Origin of the sequence: Limnobacter olei (genome assembly GCF_029087225.1) — a bacterium.
Taxonomy (GTDB): Bacteria; Pseudomonadota; Gammaproteobacteria; order Burkholderiales; family Burkholderiaceae_B; genus Limnobacter; species Limnobacter olei.
This window is the reverse complement of the sequence record NZ_JARFJD010000003.1, coordinates 85,234-100,298: the sequence shown is the minus strand read 5'-3', so window position 1 is coordinate 100,298 and position 15,065 is coordinate 85,234. Positions and strand designations below refer to the sequence as shown.

Annotated in this window: 16 protein-coding genes and 1 tRNA gene; 9 read left to right on the top strand and 8 right to left on the bottom strand. The window is 53.2% G+C overall.

What is annotated here, in order from left to right; genetic code table 11:
* The first annotated feature begins 32 nt into the window (after positions 1–32).
* The 7 genes from petA (at position 33) to PY990_RS03125 (ending at position 5,727) form a co-directional block, all read left to right on the top strand.
* On the top strand, positions 33–638 hold the full coding sequence (gene petA, locus PY990_RS03155) for a ubiquinol-cytochrome c reductase iron-sulfur subunit (protein ID WP_275270362.1): 606 nt from the start codon (positions 33–35) through the stop codon (positions 636–638).
* Positions 639–663: 25 nt separating this feature from the next.
* Positions 664–1,929, top strand: coding sequence for a cytochrome b (locus PY990_RS03150; protein ID WP_105027366.1), 1,266 nt, complete (start codon positions 664–666; stop codon positions 1,927–1,929).
* A 49-nt stretch (positions 1,930–1,978) separates the two neighbouring features.
* The gene (locus PY990_RS03145) at positions 1,979–2,737 is read left to right on the top strand and encodes a cytochrome c1 (RefSeq protein ID WP_275270361.1); all 759 of its coding nucleotides are present in this window, start codon (positions 1,979–1,981) and stop codon (positions 2,735–2,737) included.
* 75 nt (positions 2,738–2,812) lie between these two features.
* Positions 2,813–3,415, top strand: coding sequence for a glutathione S-transferase N-terminal domain-containing protein (locus PY990_RS03140; protein ID WP_105029704.1), 603 nt, complete (start codon positions 2,813–2,815; stop codon positions 3,413–3,415).
* A gap of 46 nt (positions 3,416–3,461) precedes the next feature.
* Positions 3,462–4,004, top strand: a complete 543-nt coding sequence (locus PY990_RS03135) for a ClpXP protease specificity-enhancing factor (protein ID WP_275270360.1) — start codon at positions 3,462–3,464, stop codon at positions 4,002–4,004.
* 14 nt (positions 4,005–4,018) lie between these two features.
* A tRNA-Thr gene (locus PY990_RS03130) sits at positions 4,019–4,094 on the top strand.
* Positions 4,095–4,860: 766 nt separating this feature from the next.
* Complete coding sequence (locus PY990_RS03125) at positions 4,861–5,727, top strand: class I SAM-dependent methyltransferase (RefSeq protein ID WP_275270359.1); 867 nt, start codon at positions 4,861–4,863, stop codon at positions 5,725–5,727.
* Positions 5,728–5,798: 71 nt separating this feature from the next.
* On the opposite strand, the gene PY990_RS03120 is transcribed toward PY990_RS03125, so the two are convergent.
* From PY990_RS03120 to PY990_RS03090, 7 genes are all read right to left on the bottom strand, one after another.
* Positions 5,799–6,401: a UbiX family flavin prenyltransferase gene (locus PY990_RS03120; RefSeq protein WP_413789491.1), complete on the bottom strand. Its 603-nt coding sequence runs from the start codon at positions 6,399–6,401 to the stop codon at positions 5,799–5,801.
* A 53-nt stretch (positions 6,402–6,454) separates the two neighbouring features.
* A complete protein-coding gene (gene grxD, locus PY990_RS03115; protein WP_105027362.1) occupies positions 6,455–6,787 on the bottom strand; it encodes a Grx4 family monothiol glutaredoxin in 333 nt (110 codons plus the stop codon).
* Positions 6,788–6,867: 80 nt separating this feature from the next.
* On the bottom strand, positions 6,868–7,731 hold the full coding sequence (gene prmC, locus PY990_RS03110) for a peptide chain release factor N(5)-glutamine methyltransferase (RefSeq protein WP_275270358.1): 864 nt from the start codon (positions 7,729–7,731) through the stop codon (positions 6,868–6,870).
* Complete coding sequence (gene prfA, locus PY990_RS03105) at positions 7,728–8,810, bottom strand: peptide chain release factor 1 (RefSeq protein ID WP_275270357.1); 1,083 nt, start codon at positions 8,808–8,810, stop codon at positions 7,728–7,730. Before prfA ends, prmC begins: the two co-directional genes overlap by 4 nt.
* A complete protein-coding gene (hemA, locus tag PY990_RS03100; protein ID WP_105027359.1) occupies positions 8,811–10,079 on the bottom strand; it encodes a glutamyl-tRNA reductase in 1,269 nt (422 codons plus the stop codon).
* Between the two features lie 54 nt (positions 10,080–10,133).
* Positions 10,134–10,877 carry a response regulator transcription factor gene (locus tag PY990_RS03095; protein WP_275270356.1) on the bottom strand — a complete coding sequence of 248 codons (744 nt, stop codon included), beginning with the start codon at positions 10,875–10,877 and terminating at the stop codon, positions 10,134–10,136.
* A gap of 131 nt (positions 10,878–11,008) precedes the next feature.
* Entirely contained in the window at positions 11,009–11,650 is a 642-nt protein-coding gene (locus tag PY990_RS03090; RefSeq protein WP_275270355.1) for a TetR/AcrR family transcriptional regulator, read from the bottom strand.
* A 181-nt stretch (positions 11,651–11,831) separates the two neighbouring features.
* Between PY990_RS03090 and PY990_RS03085 the strand changes: the two genes are divergently transcribed.
* The gene (locus PY990_RS03085; protein ID WP_275270354.1) at positions 11,832–13,034 is read left to right on the top strand and encodes an alkane 1-monooxygenase; all 1,203 of its coding nucleotides are present in this window, start codon (positions 11,832–11,834) and stop codon (positions 13,032–13,034) included.
* Positions 13,035–13,046: 12 nt separating this feature from the next.
* On the top strand, positions 13,047–14,120 hold the full coding sequence (locus tag PY990_RS03080; RefSeq protein WP_275270353.1) for a 2Fe-2S iron-sulfur cluster-binding protein: 1,074 nt from the start codon (positions 13,047–13,049) through the stop codon (positions 14,118–14,120).
* 84 nt (positions 14,121–14,204) lie between these two features.
* Here the strand turns inward: PY990_RS03080 and PY990_RS03075 are convergent, their stop codons facing one another.
* Positions 14,205–15,035 (bottom strand): hypothetical protein, encoded by an 831-nt coding sequence (locus PY990_RS03075; RefSeq protein WP_275270352.1) that lies wholly within the window; start codon positions 15,033–15,035, stop codon positions 14,205–14,207.
* Positions 15,036–15,065: the final 30 nt, after the last annotated feature.

The following is a 15,065-nucleotide window of genomic DNA, read 5'->3' as shown; positions in this document are numbered from 1 at the left end:
GATCACTGGATTTTACTTTCGGGGTTATTTTGATGAGCAATAATCAACCTGTAGACAAAGAACGTCGCGTATGGATGATCGCTTGCGGTGCAGCGGGTGGTGTAGCGGCTGCGGCAACTGGTGGCGCGTTTCTGACTTCAATGGCACCTTCCGAGCGCGCGAAAGCAGCCGGTGCGCCAGTTGAGCTTGATATTTCTGGCATGCAGCCAGGCGACATGAAAACTGTCGAATGGCGCGGAAAGCCAGTTTGGGTTGTTCGTCGCGACCCTGCCGTGGTGGAAGCACTGCCAAAGCTGGATAACCAGTTGGCTGACCCGAATTCCGAGCGCAGCCCCGACCAGTTGACCCCCGAATACGCACGCAATCCCCACCGCTCTATCAAACCCGAATATCTGGTTGCAGTTGGTATCTGCTCGCACCTTGGTTGTTCGCCCTCAGCGCGTTTTGAGCCAGGCCCCCAGCCTAGCTTGCCTGATGATTGGCAAGGCGGGTTCTTCTGTCCATGCCATGGTTCCACGTTTGACCTGGCTGGTCGTGTTTATGCTGGCAAGCCGGCACCGGACAATCTGGAAGTGCCACCCCACAAATATTTGTCAGACACCAAGTTGTTGATCGGTGTAGACGAGAACAACGCCTGACATCTGAGAGCGAGGAGTAGTAATTATGGCGGCAGACAAAAAAGTCGAAACAACAGGCGTGTTGGGCTGGATTGACCAGCGTTTCCCCCTGACCTCGACCTATAAAGCGCATTTGTCCGAGTACTATGCGCCCAAAAACTTCAACTTCTGGTACTTCTTTGGCTCACTGGCCTTGCTGGTGTTGGTCATCCAGATCGTGACCGGTATTTTCCTGGTCATGCACTACAAACCAGATGCGGCAAAAGCTTTCCAGTCCGTTGAGTACATCATGCGCGATGTACCGTGGGGCTGGCTGGTGCGTTACATGCACTCCACCGGCGCTTCCATGTTCTTCGTGGTGGTTTACCTGCACATGATGCGTGGCCTGTTGTATGGTTCTTATCGCAAGCCCCGTGAGCTGATCTGGATTTTTGGTGTTGCAATTTTCCTGTGTCTGATGGCCGAGGCTTTCTTTGGTTACCTGTTGCCATGGGGTCAAATGAGCTACTGGGGTGCACAGGTGATCGTGAACCTGTTCTCTGCAATTCCGGTGATTGGTCCTGATCTGGCCATCTGGATTCGCGGTGACTATGTGGTTTCCGATGCCACCCTGAACCGTTTCTTCTCCTTCCACGTGATCGCCATTCCACTGGTGTTGCTGGGTCTGGTGGCTGCGCACTTGGTGGCTTTGCACGAAGTGGGTTCCAACAATCCTGACGGCGTTGAAATCAAGGAAAAGAAGGATGCCAACGGCAAGCCTCTGGACGGTATTCCTTTCCACCCTTACTACACCGTGCACGACATCTTGGGTGTGGGCGTGTTCCTGATGGTGTTTTCTGCCATTGTGTTTTTCGCGCCTGAAATGGGTGGTTACTTCCTGGAATACAACAACTTCATTCCAGCTGACCCGTTGAAAACACCAGCGCACATCGCTCCCGTTTGGTACTTCACACCGTTCTATTCCATTCTTCGTGCCATCACATTCCCGTTCCTGGGTCTGGATGCGAAGTTCTGGGGTGTGGTGGCCATGGGTGGCGCGGTTGTTATCCTGTTCTTCCTACCATGGCTGGACAAGAGCAAGGTGAAGTCAATCCGTTATCGCCCAGCGCTGCACAAGTGGATATACGCGGTGTTCGTAATCAACTTCATCGTGTTGGGCTATCTGGGTGTGAAGCCACCATCAGACATTGGCCAAATCGTTTCCCAGATTGGTACCCTGTACTACTTCCTGTTCTTCCTGGCAATGCCTTGGTGGTCAAAGCTGGGCACCTTCAAGCCTGTGCCTGACCGTGTTGTGTTTCAACCGCACTAAGCATGCGCACCAAGCTGACTGGACGACGAACTGGAGAAGATAGGATTAAATGATGAAAAAACTACTGGCTTTGTTGGCGCTTGTTCCCTCACTGGTTCTCGGTGCGGGCAGCAACTATCCTTTGGACAAGGCGCCCGATTTGACGAATGACCTGGCCGCGCTTCAACGCGGTGCCAAGTTGTTTTCCAATTACTGTTTGAATTGCCACTCTGCTGAAAGCATGCGTTACAACCGCTTGCGCGACATTGGTTTGACCGATGAGCAGATCAAGGAAAACCTGATGTTCGCCACTGACAACGTGGGCGACACCATGAATATTTCTATGGATCCAAAAGATGCCAAGAAATGGTTTGGTGCGGCACCCCCTGATTTGTCGTTGATTGCACGTTCACGCGCTTCTTCAAATGGCCCGGGTGCAGATTACATTTACACCTATCTGCGCACCTATTACCGTGATCCTTCCAAGCCAACCGGCTGGAACAACATGGCCTTCCCGAACGTGGGCATGCCGCATGTGTTGTGGGAATTGCAGGGTGAGCGAGTTGCCAAGTACGAAGAAGTGACTGACCCGCACGATGCGACCAAGAAAATTCAACAGTTCGTTGGATTCGAGCAGGTCAAGCCTGGCACCATGACTCAGGTAGAGTACGACCAAGCCATGGCCGACCTCACGAGTTTCCTGGTGTTCATGGCTGAACCTGTACGGGAAGACCGCTTCAAGTTGGGCGTGATCGTGCTGTTGTTCTTTGGCGTATTCACCATTTTTGCATGGCGCTTGAACGCCGCTTACTGGAAAGACATCAAGTAAGCTATTTGGCTTAATCATGTACAGGCTGGGGTGTTTGTTCGCCCTGGCCATTTTTTGTTTTGGGATGACAACATTATGATGGTTCTTTACTCTGGAACGACCTGCCCGTTTTCTCAGCGTTGCCGGTTTGTTTTGCATGAAAAAGGCATGGATTTCGAGATCAAGGACATTGACTTGTTCAATCGGCCTGATGACATCAGTGTGATGAACCCCTATAGCCAGGTGCCAATTCTGGTTGAACGCGATTTGATTTTGTATGAGTCAAACATTATCAATGAGTACATTGATGAGCGTTTCCCTCATCCCCAATTGATGCCGGCCGACCCGGTGATGCGTGCACGTACCCGCTTGTTCCTGTTCAATTTTGAGCGTGAACTGTTTCAACATGTGAGCGTGTTGGAAAAAGCGGGTAACCCCAAGGCCATGGACAAAGCCAAGTCGGCAATTCGCGAGCAACTGACCCAACTGGCCCCTGTGTTTGTGAAAAGCAAATACATGCTGGGCGAAGAGTTCTCGATGCTTGATGTTGCTTTGGCACCCTTGCTGTGGCGCTTGGAGCATTATGGTATTGAGCTGCCCAAGTCTGCTGCGCCATTGATGAAGTATGCCGAACGTATTTTCGCGAAGCCTGCATTTATTGATGCATTGACACCTTCAGAAAAGGTAATGCGTCGTTAATTGGATACTCACTGAGTAGCCATCTGGACACGTCGAGGAAAAAGCAGTGACTGAAGTATCTACAAAGCCTTATTTGATTCGAGCCATTCACGAATGGTGTGTCGACAATGGCTACACGCCTTACCTCGCCGTGGCTGTGAATGAGAAAACCCAAGTGCCGAAAGAGTTTGTGAAAGCCGGGGAGATCGTGCTGAACACGTCTCCCCTGGCCACCAACAAATTAAGCCTTGGCAATACGGCGATTGAGTTTGAAGCTCGATTTGGCGGGGTAGTTCGCGAAATTTTTGTGCCAATTGAACAAATCAGCGCGATTTATGCGCGCGAGAATGGACATGGCATGGCCTTTGAAGTATTGAAGCCATTGGCAGAAATTGAGGGTGATGGAAACGAGGCGGTGCAATTCATTCTTGATGAAGAGGATGAGCCTGTTTCAACTGATCCTGATGACAAGCCTGCTGGTTTACGTTCGGTTTCGGGAGCCTCTGATGACCCGCAGCCTTTGTCTGTGGCTAAATCAGATAAATCTGATGAAAAAACACCAAAAAAACCCGGGCAGAAGAAAAAAAATCATCTGACTCGAGTAAAATAGCGCTTCTCTTAAGTGCCGCTTTAGCTCAGTTGGTAGAGCAACCGCCTTGTAAGCGGTAGGTCGTCAGTTCGAATCCGACAAGCGGCACCATTCTTCTCCCGGTTTCCCGGGAAATTATCCAAATTTTTTCTGTCGAACACGCGATGATGCATGTTGCTCTGGCGTCTATTGCCAATTCGACGTGGGTTGCTTGTGTCGCACTTGCTTGCGAATTAAGAGCTGAACTTGAATGGTCACCGCTGCCCGAAAACTTGGCATTTCGGCTTGTCATCTTGAGCCGGCACTAAGCCAAGCCCTCCAAAAGTAACGGTCGGGTCTTGGCTTTCGCGCCAGGGCGCGATCGTTAGTCTCGGCGCGCCAAACCGGCAAGTTTTCTGACTGGTCATCGTGCGACCCATTGCAAGTTCAGCTCCCCAGTCACCCGGCCTACACCTCTCGCCTATCGAGTCACTGCAGGCTGCGTTCAAAGCCCTATCGACACTGGCGAATCTCCCTCACCACGCAACTCACGGCTGCATTCAAAGCCCAATCGGCGGCGGTGTTTCGATCACCTCGCCTTCAAGAAAACCTGCCCTTGCGTGCCGAGCAGGGCCGGTGTTGCCCAGCATGGGCAACAGAGAACGAACCCGACCCGCAGTTTAGGAGGGTCGTTCTCAGGCATCGCGAGGCTCAGCAAGGGAGATACAGGTTTTCTGGCGAGAGATTGAAACCCAAGCTGATTGAGCTATTAACAAAGCCACAGAGATCGGAGCCCAAGCCGAGTGGGCGATTAAAAAGCTGAGAGAGATCGGAGCCCAAGCCGGTTGAGCTTAAACCCTTTACACTGTGCGCATTGAATTCACCGCTGCAACCATTCATGCCAAAACTCACGAAAAATCCATTAGATGCACTGGAGCTAAAGCCAGGTCAGTCAATCGAATTGTTGAAGGCGTTGCACATTGTGACGCGAGAAGGTGGGATTAACCAGGACAGCCGAAGGAAGTTGAAGCAGGTGTACCACCTGACCCAATTTATCGAGCCTTTGATTGACGAGGTGCGCAAAGCGAATGACGGCGGTTTGTACTTGGTGGATCATGGTGCAGGCAAGTCGTATCTCGGGTTTATTTTGTACGACCTCTACTTGAAACAAAACCCCGAAGGGGCTGTAGTGGCCGGCGTGGAAACCCGACAGGAGTTGGTGGATAAGTCGAATACCCTGGCGAAACAGCTTGGTTTTGAAGCGGGTATGCAGTTTATTAATTTGCCGGTGGCGCAGGCCACGGAGCACCCTGATTTGCCTGAAACTGTCGATATTGTCACTGCGCTGCACGCGTGTAACACGGCCACTGACGATGCGATTTCATTTGGATTGAAAAAACAGGCGAAGTTTATGGCCTTGGTGCCGTGTTGTCAGGCTGAAGTGGCTACGCACTTGCGCAAGAACAAAGCCAGCCAGCTGGGTAAAAGCAGTTTGGTGGAAATGTGGCGCCATCCACTTCATACCCGTGAATTTGGTAGCCAGCTGACGAATGTGTTGCGTTGCCTGCAACTGGAGGCGCATGGTTACCAGGTGACTGTGACCGAGTTGGTGGGTTGGGAGCACTCGATGAAAAATGAGTTGATTATTGCGAAGAAGCACCAACGATCGAACCCCAAGGCTGCGCAGCGATTGCGCAACATGTTGGTTGAGTTGGGGCTTGATGCAGAAGAGGACTTGCAGCAGCGCTTTCACGTACCAGCCTAGATCAATGAGGTGGGTAAGACTGCCCGAGACGTTGATTGATTACCTGAGAAAGCGCTGGGCAAGCACAATCTTTAGCTGCTGCTTTTGAGCCCTTGCCATTCGCTGCGCTGCACATTGGGCAGCCCCAGCAGTTGCAGGGCGTGCTGGGCGGTGTCGGTGACCATCGCGTCGATGCTGGCAGGGCGCTGGTACAGTGCGGGCACTGGTGGCATCACAATGCCACCCATTTCAGTCACACTGACCATGTTGCGAAGATGAGCCAAATTAAGCGGAGTTTCACGGGGCAGCAAGACCAGGCGGCGTCGCTCTTTCAGCACCACATCGGCTGCGCGTGTGATCAGGTTATTGGACAAACCATGTGCCACAGCAGCCAAGGTGTGCATGGAGCAGGGCGCAATGACCATGCCCATGGAGGGATAAGAACCACTGGCGATGCAGTTGCCCACATGTTTGGGCGAGTGCACCACATGGGCTTTCGCTTCAATTTCTTCCTTGCTCAGGTCGCATTCACTGGCCAGGGTGAGCCAGCCTGAAGACGACACCACCAAGTGAATTTCCGTGTCGCCGCGAGCACGCAGCAAGTCTAGAGTTTTCAAACCATACAAAGCACCGCTTGCACCAGTAATGGCGACGGTGATGGACTGTTTGAATTGGGGGGGGAGGGTGCTGCTCAAGATGGGATGCCTGGAAGTGGCCGCACGGCGATTGGTGCGGCCGGTTTCATGATTTACTCAGACTTTGTCGACGCGTTGGCGGCGGCAATCAGTGCCTGCAATTCGCCACTTTGGTACATCTCGGTCATGATGTCACATCCGCCCAAAAATTCGCCGTTCACATAGAGTTGTGGAATGGTGGGCCAGTTGGCGTATTCTTTGATGCCTTGACGAATTTCGGGGTCGTCCAGTACGTTCACTGTGACTACTTTTTCAGCTTCGCAGGCTTTCAGGATTTGAATGGCGCGACCAGAAAACCCGCACATGGGGAACTGGGCTGTTCCTTTCATGAACAAAACCACGGGGTGGCTGGTGACGGTTTCGTGAATGGAATCGCGAGCGCTCATAAGAACTTCCTTTCAATTTGATGAATTGCTACAACCCTGTAGTGTAATGGATGTGGGTATAAAACGCTCGTTTTCAATGCCTAGATGTGAGCAAACACGAAGCGCGGGGTGCCGGCCAGGTCGGGCAGGCCTTGAACATGCACATAGGGCGCCTTTGAAAACAGGGCTTTCACGGCCTCTTGTTGGAGGTGGCCGTGTTCAACCAGCACGCCGCCACCTGCACGCAACAGGCTTGGGCTGTGTTGGGCAATTTCACGGTAAAAGCGCAGGCCATCGCCGCCATCCGTCAAGGCTTGTTGGGGCTCGAAACGCAGATCGCCTTGTGAAAGATGTTCGTCCCCCAGTTCAATGTAGGGCGGGTTGCTGCAAATGAGGTCGAATGCCAAGGACGGTGTTTGGTTCAGCAAATTCTCGAAGAGATCAGATTGAACGAAACGGATGTTTTTCGCGCCCAGTTCATTGGCGTTGAATTGGGCCACCCACAACGCGTCTGCAGAAATGTCGGTGGCTGTCACCTCAAGTATTGGGTTTTCAAGCGCCAGTGACACCGCAATGGCACCACTGCCGCAACCAATGTCGAGCACTCGGGTCAGCAGGTTTTCAGTCGATTTGCTTTGCAAAAAACCAAGGGCATGTTCTACCAGTTCTTCGGTTTCGGGGCGGGGTATCAGCACCCGCGAGTCGATAAAAAACGGGCGTGAATAGAATTCCTTTTGTTGTACCAAATAGGCAATGGGTTCGCCTTGCTGCCTTTTGGCGGCCAGTGATTTGAACGCGCTGAGTTGGTCCATGGGAAGTTCACGGTTGCCCTTGGTCACCAGATTGACCCGGTCAAACCCGGTGATGTGGGTCATCAGGATACGCAGCTCGCTGGGCGCAAGCCCGGTCTCTTCGCGTGTTTGCTGCAACACCGATTCAATGGTGGGCTTGGGCAGTGTGCTCATTCTTTGGCGGTGATCTCGGCCAGCAGTTCAGCTTCGTGAAATGCAGTCAGGCCATTCATCAGGTCGGTTAAATCCCCATCCATGATGTAGTCGAGTTTGTACAGGGTCAAGTTGATTCGGTGGTCGGTCATTCGCCCTTGGGGAAAGTTGTAGGTGCGAATACGCTCGGACCTGTCGCCTGAGCCCACGAGGCTGCGACGTTCGCTGGCTTCGGCGGCTTGGCGTTCGCGGTCGATTTTGTCTTGAAGGCGTACATTCAGTACCTTCATGGCCTTGGCCTTGTTTTTGTGCTGGCTGCGTTCGTCCTGACATTCCACCACCAGGCCTGTGGGCAAGTGAGTAATGCGAACGGCGGAATCGGTTTTGTTGATGTGCTGACCGCCTGCGCCGCTGGCACGGTAGGTGTCGATTCGTAAATCAGCCGGATTGATTTCAACGGTTTCTGCTTCGTCAGGTTCAGCCATCACCGCTACAGTGCAGGCCGAAGTGTGAATGCGGCCTTGGCTTTCGGTGGCAGGAACACGTTGCACTCGATGACCGCCTGATTCAAATTTCAGGTGCTTGTACACATGGTCGCCAACCAGGCGAATGATCACTTCTTTGTAGCCACCCAGTTCCGATTCACTGGCGCTCATGACCTCGATTTGCCAACCCTGGCGTTCCGCGTACCGGGTGTACATTCGAAACAGGTCGCCTGCGAACAGCGCGGATTCATCACCGCCGGTACCAGCGCGAATTTCAAGCATGGCGTTGCGGTGATCATTGGGGTCTTTGGGCAGCAGCAGGCGTTGAAGGTCGGCTTCGAGTTGCGCAAGTTTCGCTTCGTTTTGGGCAATTTCTTCGCGGGCCATTTCGCGCATGTCCGGTTCGGAAAGCCATTCCCGCGCGGTATTCAAGTCGGCTTCAATACTTTGATATTCCGCAAAGCGTTCGGTCGCGGGCAGCAATTCAGAGCGTTCGCGCGTGATGGCCTTGAACTGCGCCATGTCGTTGGCGGCGTTTTGGGACGACAAGAATTCTTCAAGGTCGGCAAGGCGCTCGGCAAGGCGCGTTAGCCGGTTCCGCATGCTGTCTTTCATCTATTTGTCGGTATTTTTAATGTTGAATAGCTGAGGCAGCCACTTTAACAGGGCTTCCCGTTCGGCCGGGCTTGCGTGGTGAAGCGCTTGCATGGGGCCGTGCATGAATTTTGCGCTCATGCGGTGGGCCATCAGCTGTAGTACGTCGTCGGCGGGTGTGCCTTTGGCCAGTTGCTTGCGGGCGTGATCAAGTTCAAGCTGGGCAATATCGTCGGCTTTCTGGTGAATTTCCTGAATGGTGGGGACCAGCGAACGTTCGCTCATCCAGCGCATGAAGCCTTGCACTTGCGATTCAATAATGGCCTCGGCTTGTTCCACGGCGGCGGCGCGTTGCTCACGGCCTTCTTGCACAATTTGGCTAAGGTCATCAACCGAATACAGGAATACGTCGTCGAGCTTGCTGACTTGCGCTTCGATGTCGCGGGGTACCGCAAGGTCGAGCATGAAAATGGGTTCATGCTTGCGTTTCTTGCAGGCAGCTTCAACCATGCCCAACCCAATGATTGGTAGGGTGCTCGCGGTGCATGAAATCACAATGTCGGATTTTGCGAGTTGCTCGGGCACCTGCGCCAGGCCGATGACGCTGGCGCCATGGGTTTGAGCCAATTGGTTGGCGCGATCTGCGCTGCGGTTGGCAATGGTGATGCTTTTTGGATTCTGGGCCGCAAAATGGGTAGCGCACAGCTGAATCATTTCGCCGGCACCAATGAACAGTACATGGCGCTTGCTGAGGTCTCCAAAAATTCGGCTGGCCAGTTTCACGGCGGCTGACGCCATTGAAACTGAGTGGGCGCCGATTTCTGTATGTGAGCGCACTTCCTTGGCGACCGAGAAGGTGCGCTGAAACAGCTGATGCAACATTTGCCCCAGCGTACCTGCTTCTTCAGCGGTGCGGGCGGCTTGCTTCATTTGGCCCAGAATTTGCGCTTCGCCCAGCACCATGGAATCCAGTCCGCTGGCCACGCGGAATGCATGGCGTACCACTTCCTGTTGGGGAAGAATATACAGGTGGGGGCCTAGTTCGGTGGTTGGAATGTTGCGGTTGACTGCCAACCATTCAAGCAAGTCGGTTTTGAGCTGCTCAATATTGCTGGCTGCGCAATACACTTCCGTGCGGTTGCAGGTTGAGAGAATGGCTGCTTCAGGGGCTTGTACGCGTTGCGCCAGCGCACGCAGGGCCTCTTGCAATTGCTCGGCCGGAAACGCCAAACGCTCGCGAAGTGCGAGCGGTGCGGATTGATAATTCAGGCCGACTGCGAAAAGCTCCATAATACCTACTGGGCGGAAAACCCTTCATTATAACCCGCTATGGCAGATGCGCCCTCAATCGTTCTCGGCGAGTTGGCGTTTGATTTTTGCCAGATCTGTGGATTTGCCTTCATGGTCCACCTGTTCCAGTTTGTAACCAAAGCCATACACAGGGGTTAAACGGAAGCCTTGCTCGGGCCGCAAAGCCAGCTTGGAGCGTACGCGGGAGATGTGGGTGTCCATGGTTCGCGAGGGCAAATCGGTGTCGCGTCCCCACACGCTTTCCTGAATGTGTGATCGTGACAGCGGCTTGCCCAGGTTGCGAAACAGCAAAAGAGCCAAATCAAATTCTTTTTGAGTCATGATCACGCGCTTGGTGTGGCGCACGATGGTGGAGAACTTGGGGTGAAATTCCAGGTCGGTGATTTCAAACACCTCTGGGGCTGTTAATTCGGGATACGCGCGACGCAGCAGGGCATTGACACGGGCGATTAGTTCGCCACGACGTATGGGCTTGATCATGTAGTCGTCAGCACCGGCATTCAGCGCTTCGACAATGTTTTCTTCGTCGGTTTTTGAAGTGATGAACAACACTGGCACTTTGATGTGTAGGGTTTCACGAATCCAGTGCATGACTTTGGGGCCAGAGCTGTCGGGCAACACCCAATCGAGCAGTACCAAATCAAAGCTGTCGCGGTACAGGGCGGTTTGAAAGCTTTTGAATGTGGCAAAGCAATGGCATTTGTGGTTGACCGATTCAAGCACCCAGCGCAGCATTTCGCTTTGTGTCAGGTCGTCTTCAAGAATGGCGATGCGCATGAGTGTGGCTCCTGTTTCGGAATTTTTGTTACCACAATGTTAATTTGTGTGTTGACAGTTTAATCCTTTAAACAGGGCAGGAAACACGATGTTGCTTTTTTGTTAAATTGAAGCGTTGTTCAATTTATCAATCATGGGGCTTGGTTGCTTTCCTGCTCCAGTTTCATGGCATGTGTGGCGTGCGCGCCTGCAAAGATCACAGCCACAATGCGAAGCGCTTTGTCGTAAATGGCCTGCCGCTGATCGGGTTTCTCGACGTACTCAACTGCCATGAAGAGCACATTTTGGGCAAGTACTTCCAGCACCTCGATCATTTCCTCTTTGGGCAAACCGGGCAGCAGGGCGGCAATGCGGTTGTCGCTGCAAATGTCTTCACTGATCGCCCGAATGGTTTTTTTCAGACCGTCGCGCATGCGTTCAAGGGCACCGAAAGCCTCAGAGGCTCCCACCACGACTGGTTTTGGATTCTCGGCCGCCCAGTCAAAAAACCGTTTGACGAGCATGGGGCGAATGTCGAGGTCGGCCTCTTTGGCGGTACTGATTCGAACCTCGGTGAAGGCGTCGAGCACTGCTTTTTCTACTTCGAGAATAACGGCGGTTCCAAGGTCGGCCAGGTCTTCAAAGTGCCTGTAAAACGCAGGCGCAGAGAGTTTCGCCTCGCGCGTGATTTCGCGAATGCCGAGGCTGGAGAAACTTCGCCGGTGATAGCTCAGGTTCAGTGCAGCTTCAATAAGCCGGGTGCGGCCGTGGATGGTTGATGCGTTGGCGGTCATAAGCGATCGATTATAGCGAAAACCCGAACATCTGTTATGAATCCTTGATTTGGAAGTTTTATCCAATTTTAGGGAGATGGGTATTGACGAGTATGTTTACAATCGTTAACATGTTTTTCGTCGGGATAGACCTTGCCCCTCCAATAACAATTATTGGGCATTCATCAACGGGAGACCACCTATGTTGCATTACCTTAAATTCACCACTTTTCCGCTGATTGCGATTGGCGTGATGCACGCCATGATGCAGGGCGGGGCGTGGATGTACACCGGCATTGCTGCTTTGGTGCTTGTTGTGGCTTTAGGTGATGTTTTGCTGCCAGATGACCGCAGTGAGCCCCGCATGGAAGGCGAGTTTTTTTTGAACCTGATGTTGTGGCTGACGTTACCAATTTTGATGTGGGTAACACTTTGCTTTACCTGGGCGGTGGCCCCTGTGGATGTTTTGGGCATTGATGCTTTCATGTTGAAAACATTTGGCTATGACCGCCTTCAGTTGCAAGCTGATACCACTTGGTACCAATGGTTTGTGGGTGCGGTGGCGGGTGCATTCCTGTTCGGTGCCGGTGGCACGAATGTAGGCCATGAGCTGACCCACCGCACCTACAGCATGCGCGACATGATTTTGGGTCGCTGGATGCTGGCGTTTACTTGCGACGCATCTTTTGCGATTGAGCATGTGTACGGACACCACAAGAATTTGGGTACTCCGGCTGACCCCGCCACCGCGCAGCGCGGTGAGAATGTGTATGGCTTTGTGCTGAAAAGCACGATTGGTGGATACAAGTCGGCCTGGAAGCTGGAGAAGCAGCGTTTGGCCAAGTTCAACCAGTCAGTTTGGAACCCGATTCACAGCCGCATGATGCGTGGCAATTTGATGAGCTTGAGTCTGTTTGTTGCCTCGTACTATATCGGTGGCTGGGCTGGCGTGGTGATGTTCTGGATCATGAGTGCGGGTGGTAAAACCTTGCTTGAAATCGTGAATTACATGGAGCATTACGGGATTGTTCGTCGTCCGGAAGACAAGGTGGAACCTCGCCACAGCTGGAACACCAACGCTTCAGTGTCGACTGCCCTGCTGTACGCGCTGACCCGTCATTCACACCACCATGCCGAAGCCGACCAGGAATACTGGAACCTGCGCAGTTACCGCCATGCACCCATGTTGCCCACGGGCTACCTGGGCACCATTTTGTTGGCCTTGGTGCCGCCGCTTTACAAGAAGGTGATGACGCCTTTGTTGAACCATTGGGATGAAACCTTTGCCACGCCGGAAGAAAAAAAACTGGCGATTGAGGCCAGTGTGAAAAGCGGAATGAAAGGCTTGAAATCGGCCCAGCTGGCGCAACAGGCCAGCCAACAATTGAATCGCGCTGCTGCGTAAAAGGAGAGAATCATGAAATTGCTTGAATGGTTCGGATTGCAGGGTGGTGTAGCGGCGGGCAAGAAAGGCAAAGTGACCCACAAGGTAAGTGTGGCCCCAGGTGGGCAAAGCTTTGAGGTGGAAAAAGGCCGCAAGGTGATTTTGAATTCGGCCTTGTCTGCTGGTTTGGGGTTTCCCCACAATTGCAGAGTGGGTAGTTGCACCCAATGCAAGTGCAAACTGAAAAGTGGCAAAGTGCGCGAACTGACCGACTCCAGTTATGTATTGAGTGCTGAGGATTTGAAGGCCGGGATGATTTTGGCCTGTCAGTCGATTCCAGAAACAGACCTTGAAATTGAAGTGGAGTTGACTTCGGGCGGCGACCGTTTGGTTGAGACGCGCGGCACGATTGTGGGTCAAAAAGACTTGACCCATGACATTGTGGAATTGCGGGTTGCGCTGGATGACCCCATGCCCTTCAAGGCAGGGCAATACGCTGAAGTTCGACTTGAGGAATTTAGTTTGTCGCGCAACTACAGCTTTGCAATGGCGCCGAAAGGTCAGGAAGCCAATGAACTGGTTTTTCATGTTCGCAAGGTGCCAGGTGGCAAGTTCACTGAATGGCTGTTTGCTGCCAACCGGCAAGAAACGCGGCTGAGCATGAGCGGACCGTTTGGTGATTTCTACTTGCGCCCGGCCGAGGGTGAAAAGCCTGCACCGATTGTGTGTGTTGCGGGTGGCAGTGGCATGGCACCTATTTTGAGTTTGCTGGAGCAGGCCAAGTGGGCGGGTGAAACGCGCGATGCGGTTTATCTGTTCGGTGCACGTACCCAGCGCGACCTGTATGCCGGGGAAGAGATTGGTCGAATTCAGCAAGGCTGGCGAGGTTCACTGAACTTCAAGCAGGTGTTGTCGGAAGAGCCCGCCAATTCTAGCTGGAACGGTGCGCGTGGCTATGTCACGGACGAACTGGACAAGCTTGAATTGGATTGGCCGCAGGTTCAGGCTTACTTGTGCGGACCGCCCGCGATGATTGATGCAGCAATTGCCAAGTTTTCGAAGTTGGGCGTGAAGGCTGAGAACATTCGTTACGACAAATTCGAATGAGTGGCACAGGTTATTGATAATTCTCTTGGATTGAATAAAAAAAAGGCCACCATCTGTGGCCTTTTTTATGTCAGAAACCCTCACTCAGACTGGTAAGTTGCCTGTAACGGCGTCCAGTGGCAAGGCATCTGCGGGGTTGGGGGCGGAGCCGATGGGTAGAGATCCCAGGGCATCAAACAAGGGATCGGAAATCACCGACAAGGGGGTATCTCCGAGTGCATCGGCCAAAGGGTCGAGTACAGCATCCAGCGGCGTGCCAGTGGTTCCCTCATCGACAGGATCCGTGGGTTCCTCCGGTTCCTCAGGATTGTCGACAGGATCTTCCGGATTCTCTGGATCTTCTGGGTCTTCGCTTTCGTCAGGATTCTCGGGATCGTCGACGGGTTCTGTTGTTTCATCGCCATTGTCCACGCGCACATCTGTAAAGGCAGTGCCTCCTGCGTTGGTGTCATCGCCAGACGAGGCGGCAAGTGCTGCAACACCCACGCCGCCACCGATCGCTGTGGCAATTCCGCTGGCACCACCCGCAGTACCAGCGGAAAGCAGACCTGCACCAACCAATCCGCTAAAGCCTGTGCCGGCATCGGCGAGTAAAACAGCACCATCAGTTCCCTCACTAACTGCGAAAAGCTCGACGCCGTCTGTCAACGAGGTCACCTCAATCATGCCGCCTTCAGCGGTTGAGTTTGTGGCGATTTGTGCGGCTGATTCCGGCGCCAAGGTCACCAGCGAGTCGGCTTGGCCAGCAGCCTGCCCAGGGAGTTCGATGTCCACGGCGACCAGATCTTTGTTCTGTAAAACATCGCCGGCCAAAATTGCATCGCCTTGACGCAAGGTGAGTTGCTCGCCTTGGCGCTGAACCAATAGCTTGTCGGTTTTTGAGGCAATGGTGCCGATTTGAGGTGCCGTGCTCATAAGGTGATGTCCGTTGGGTTGTCGGTAAAG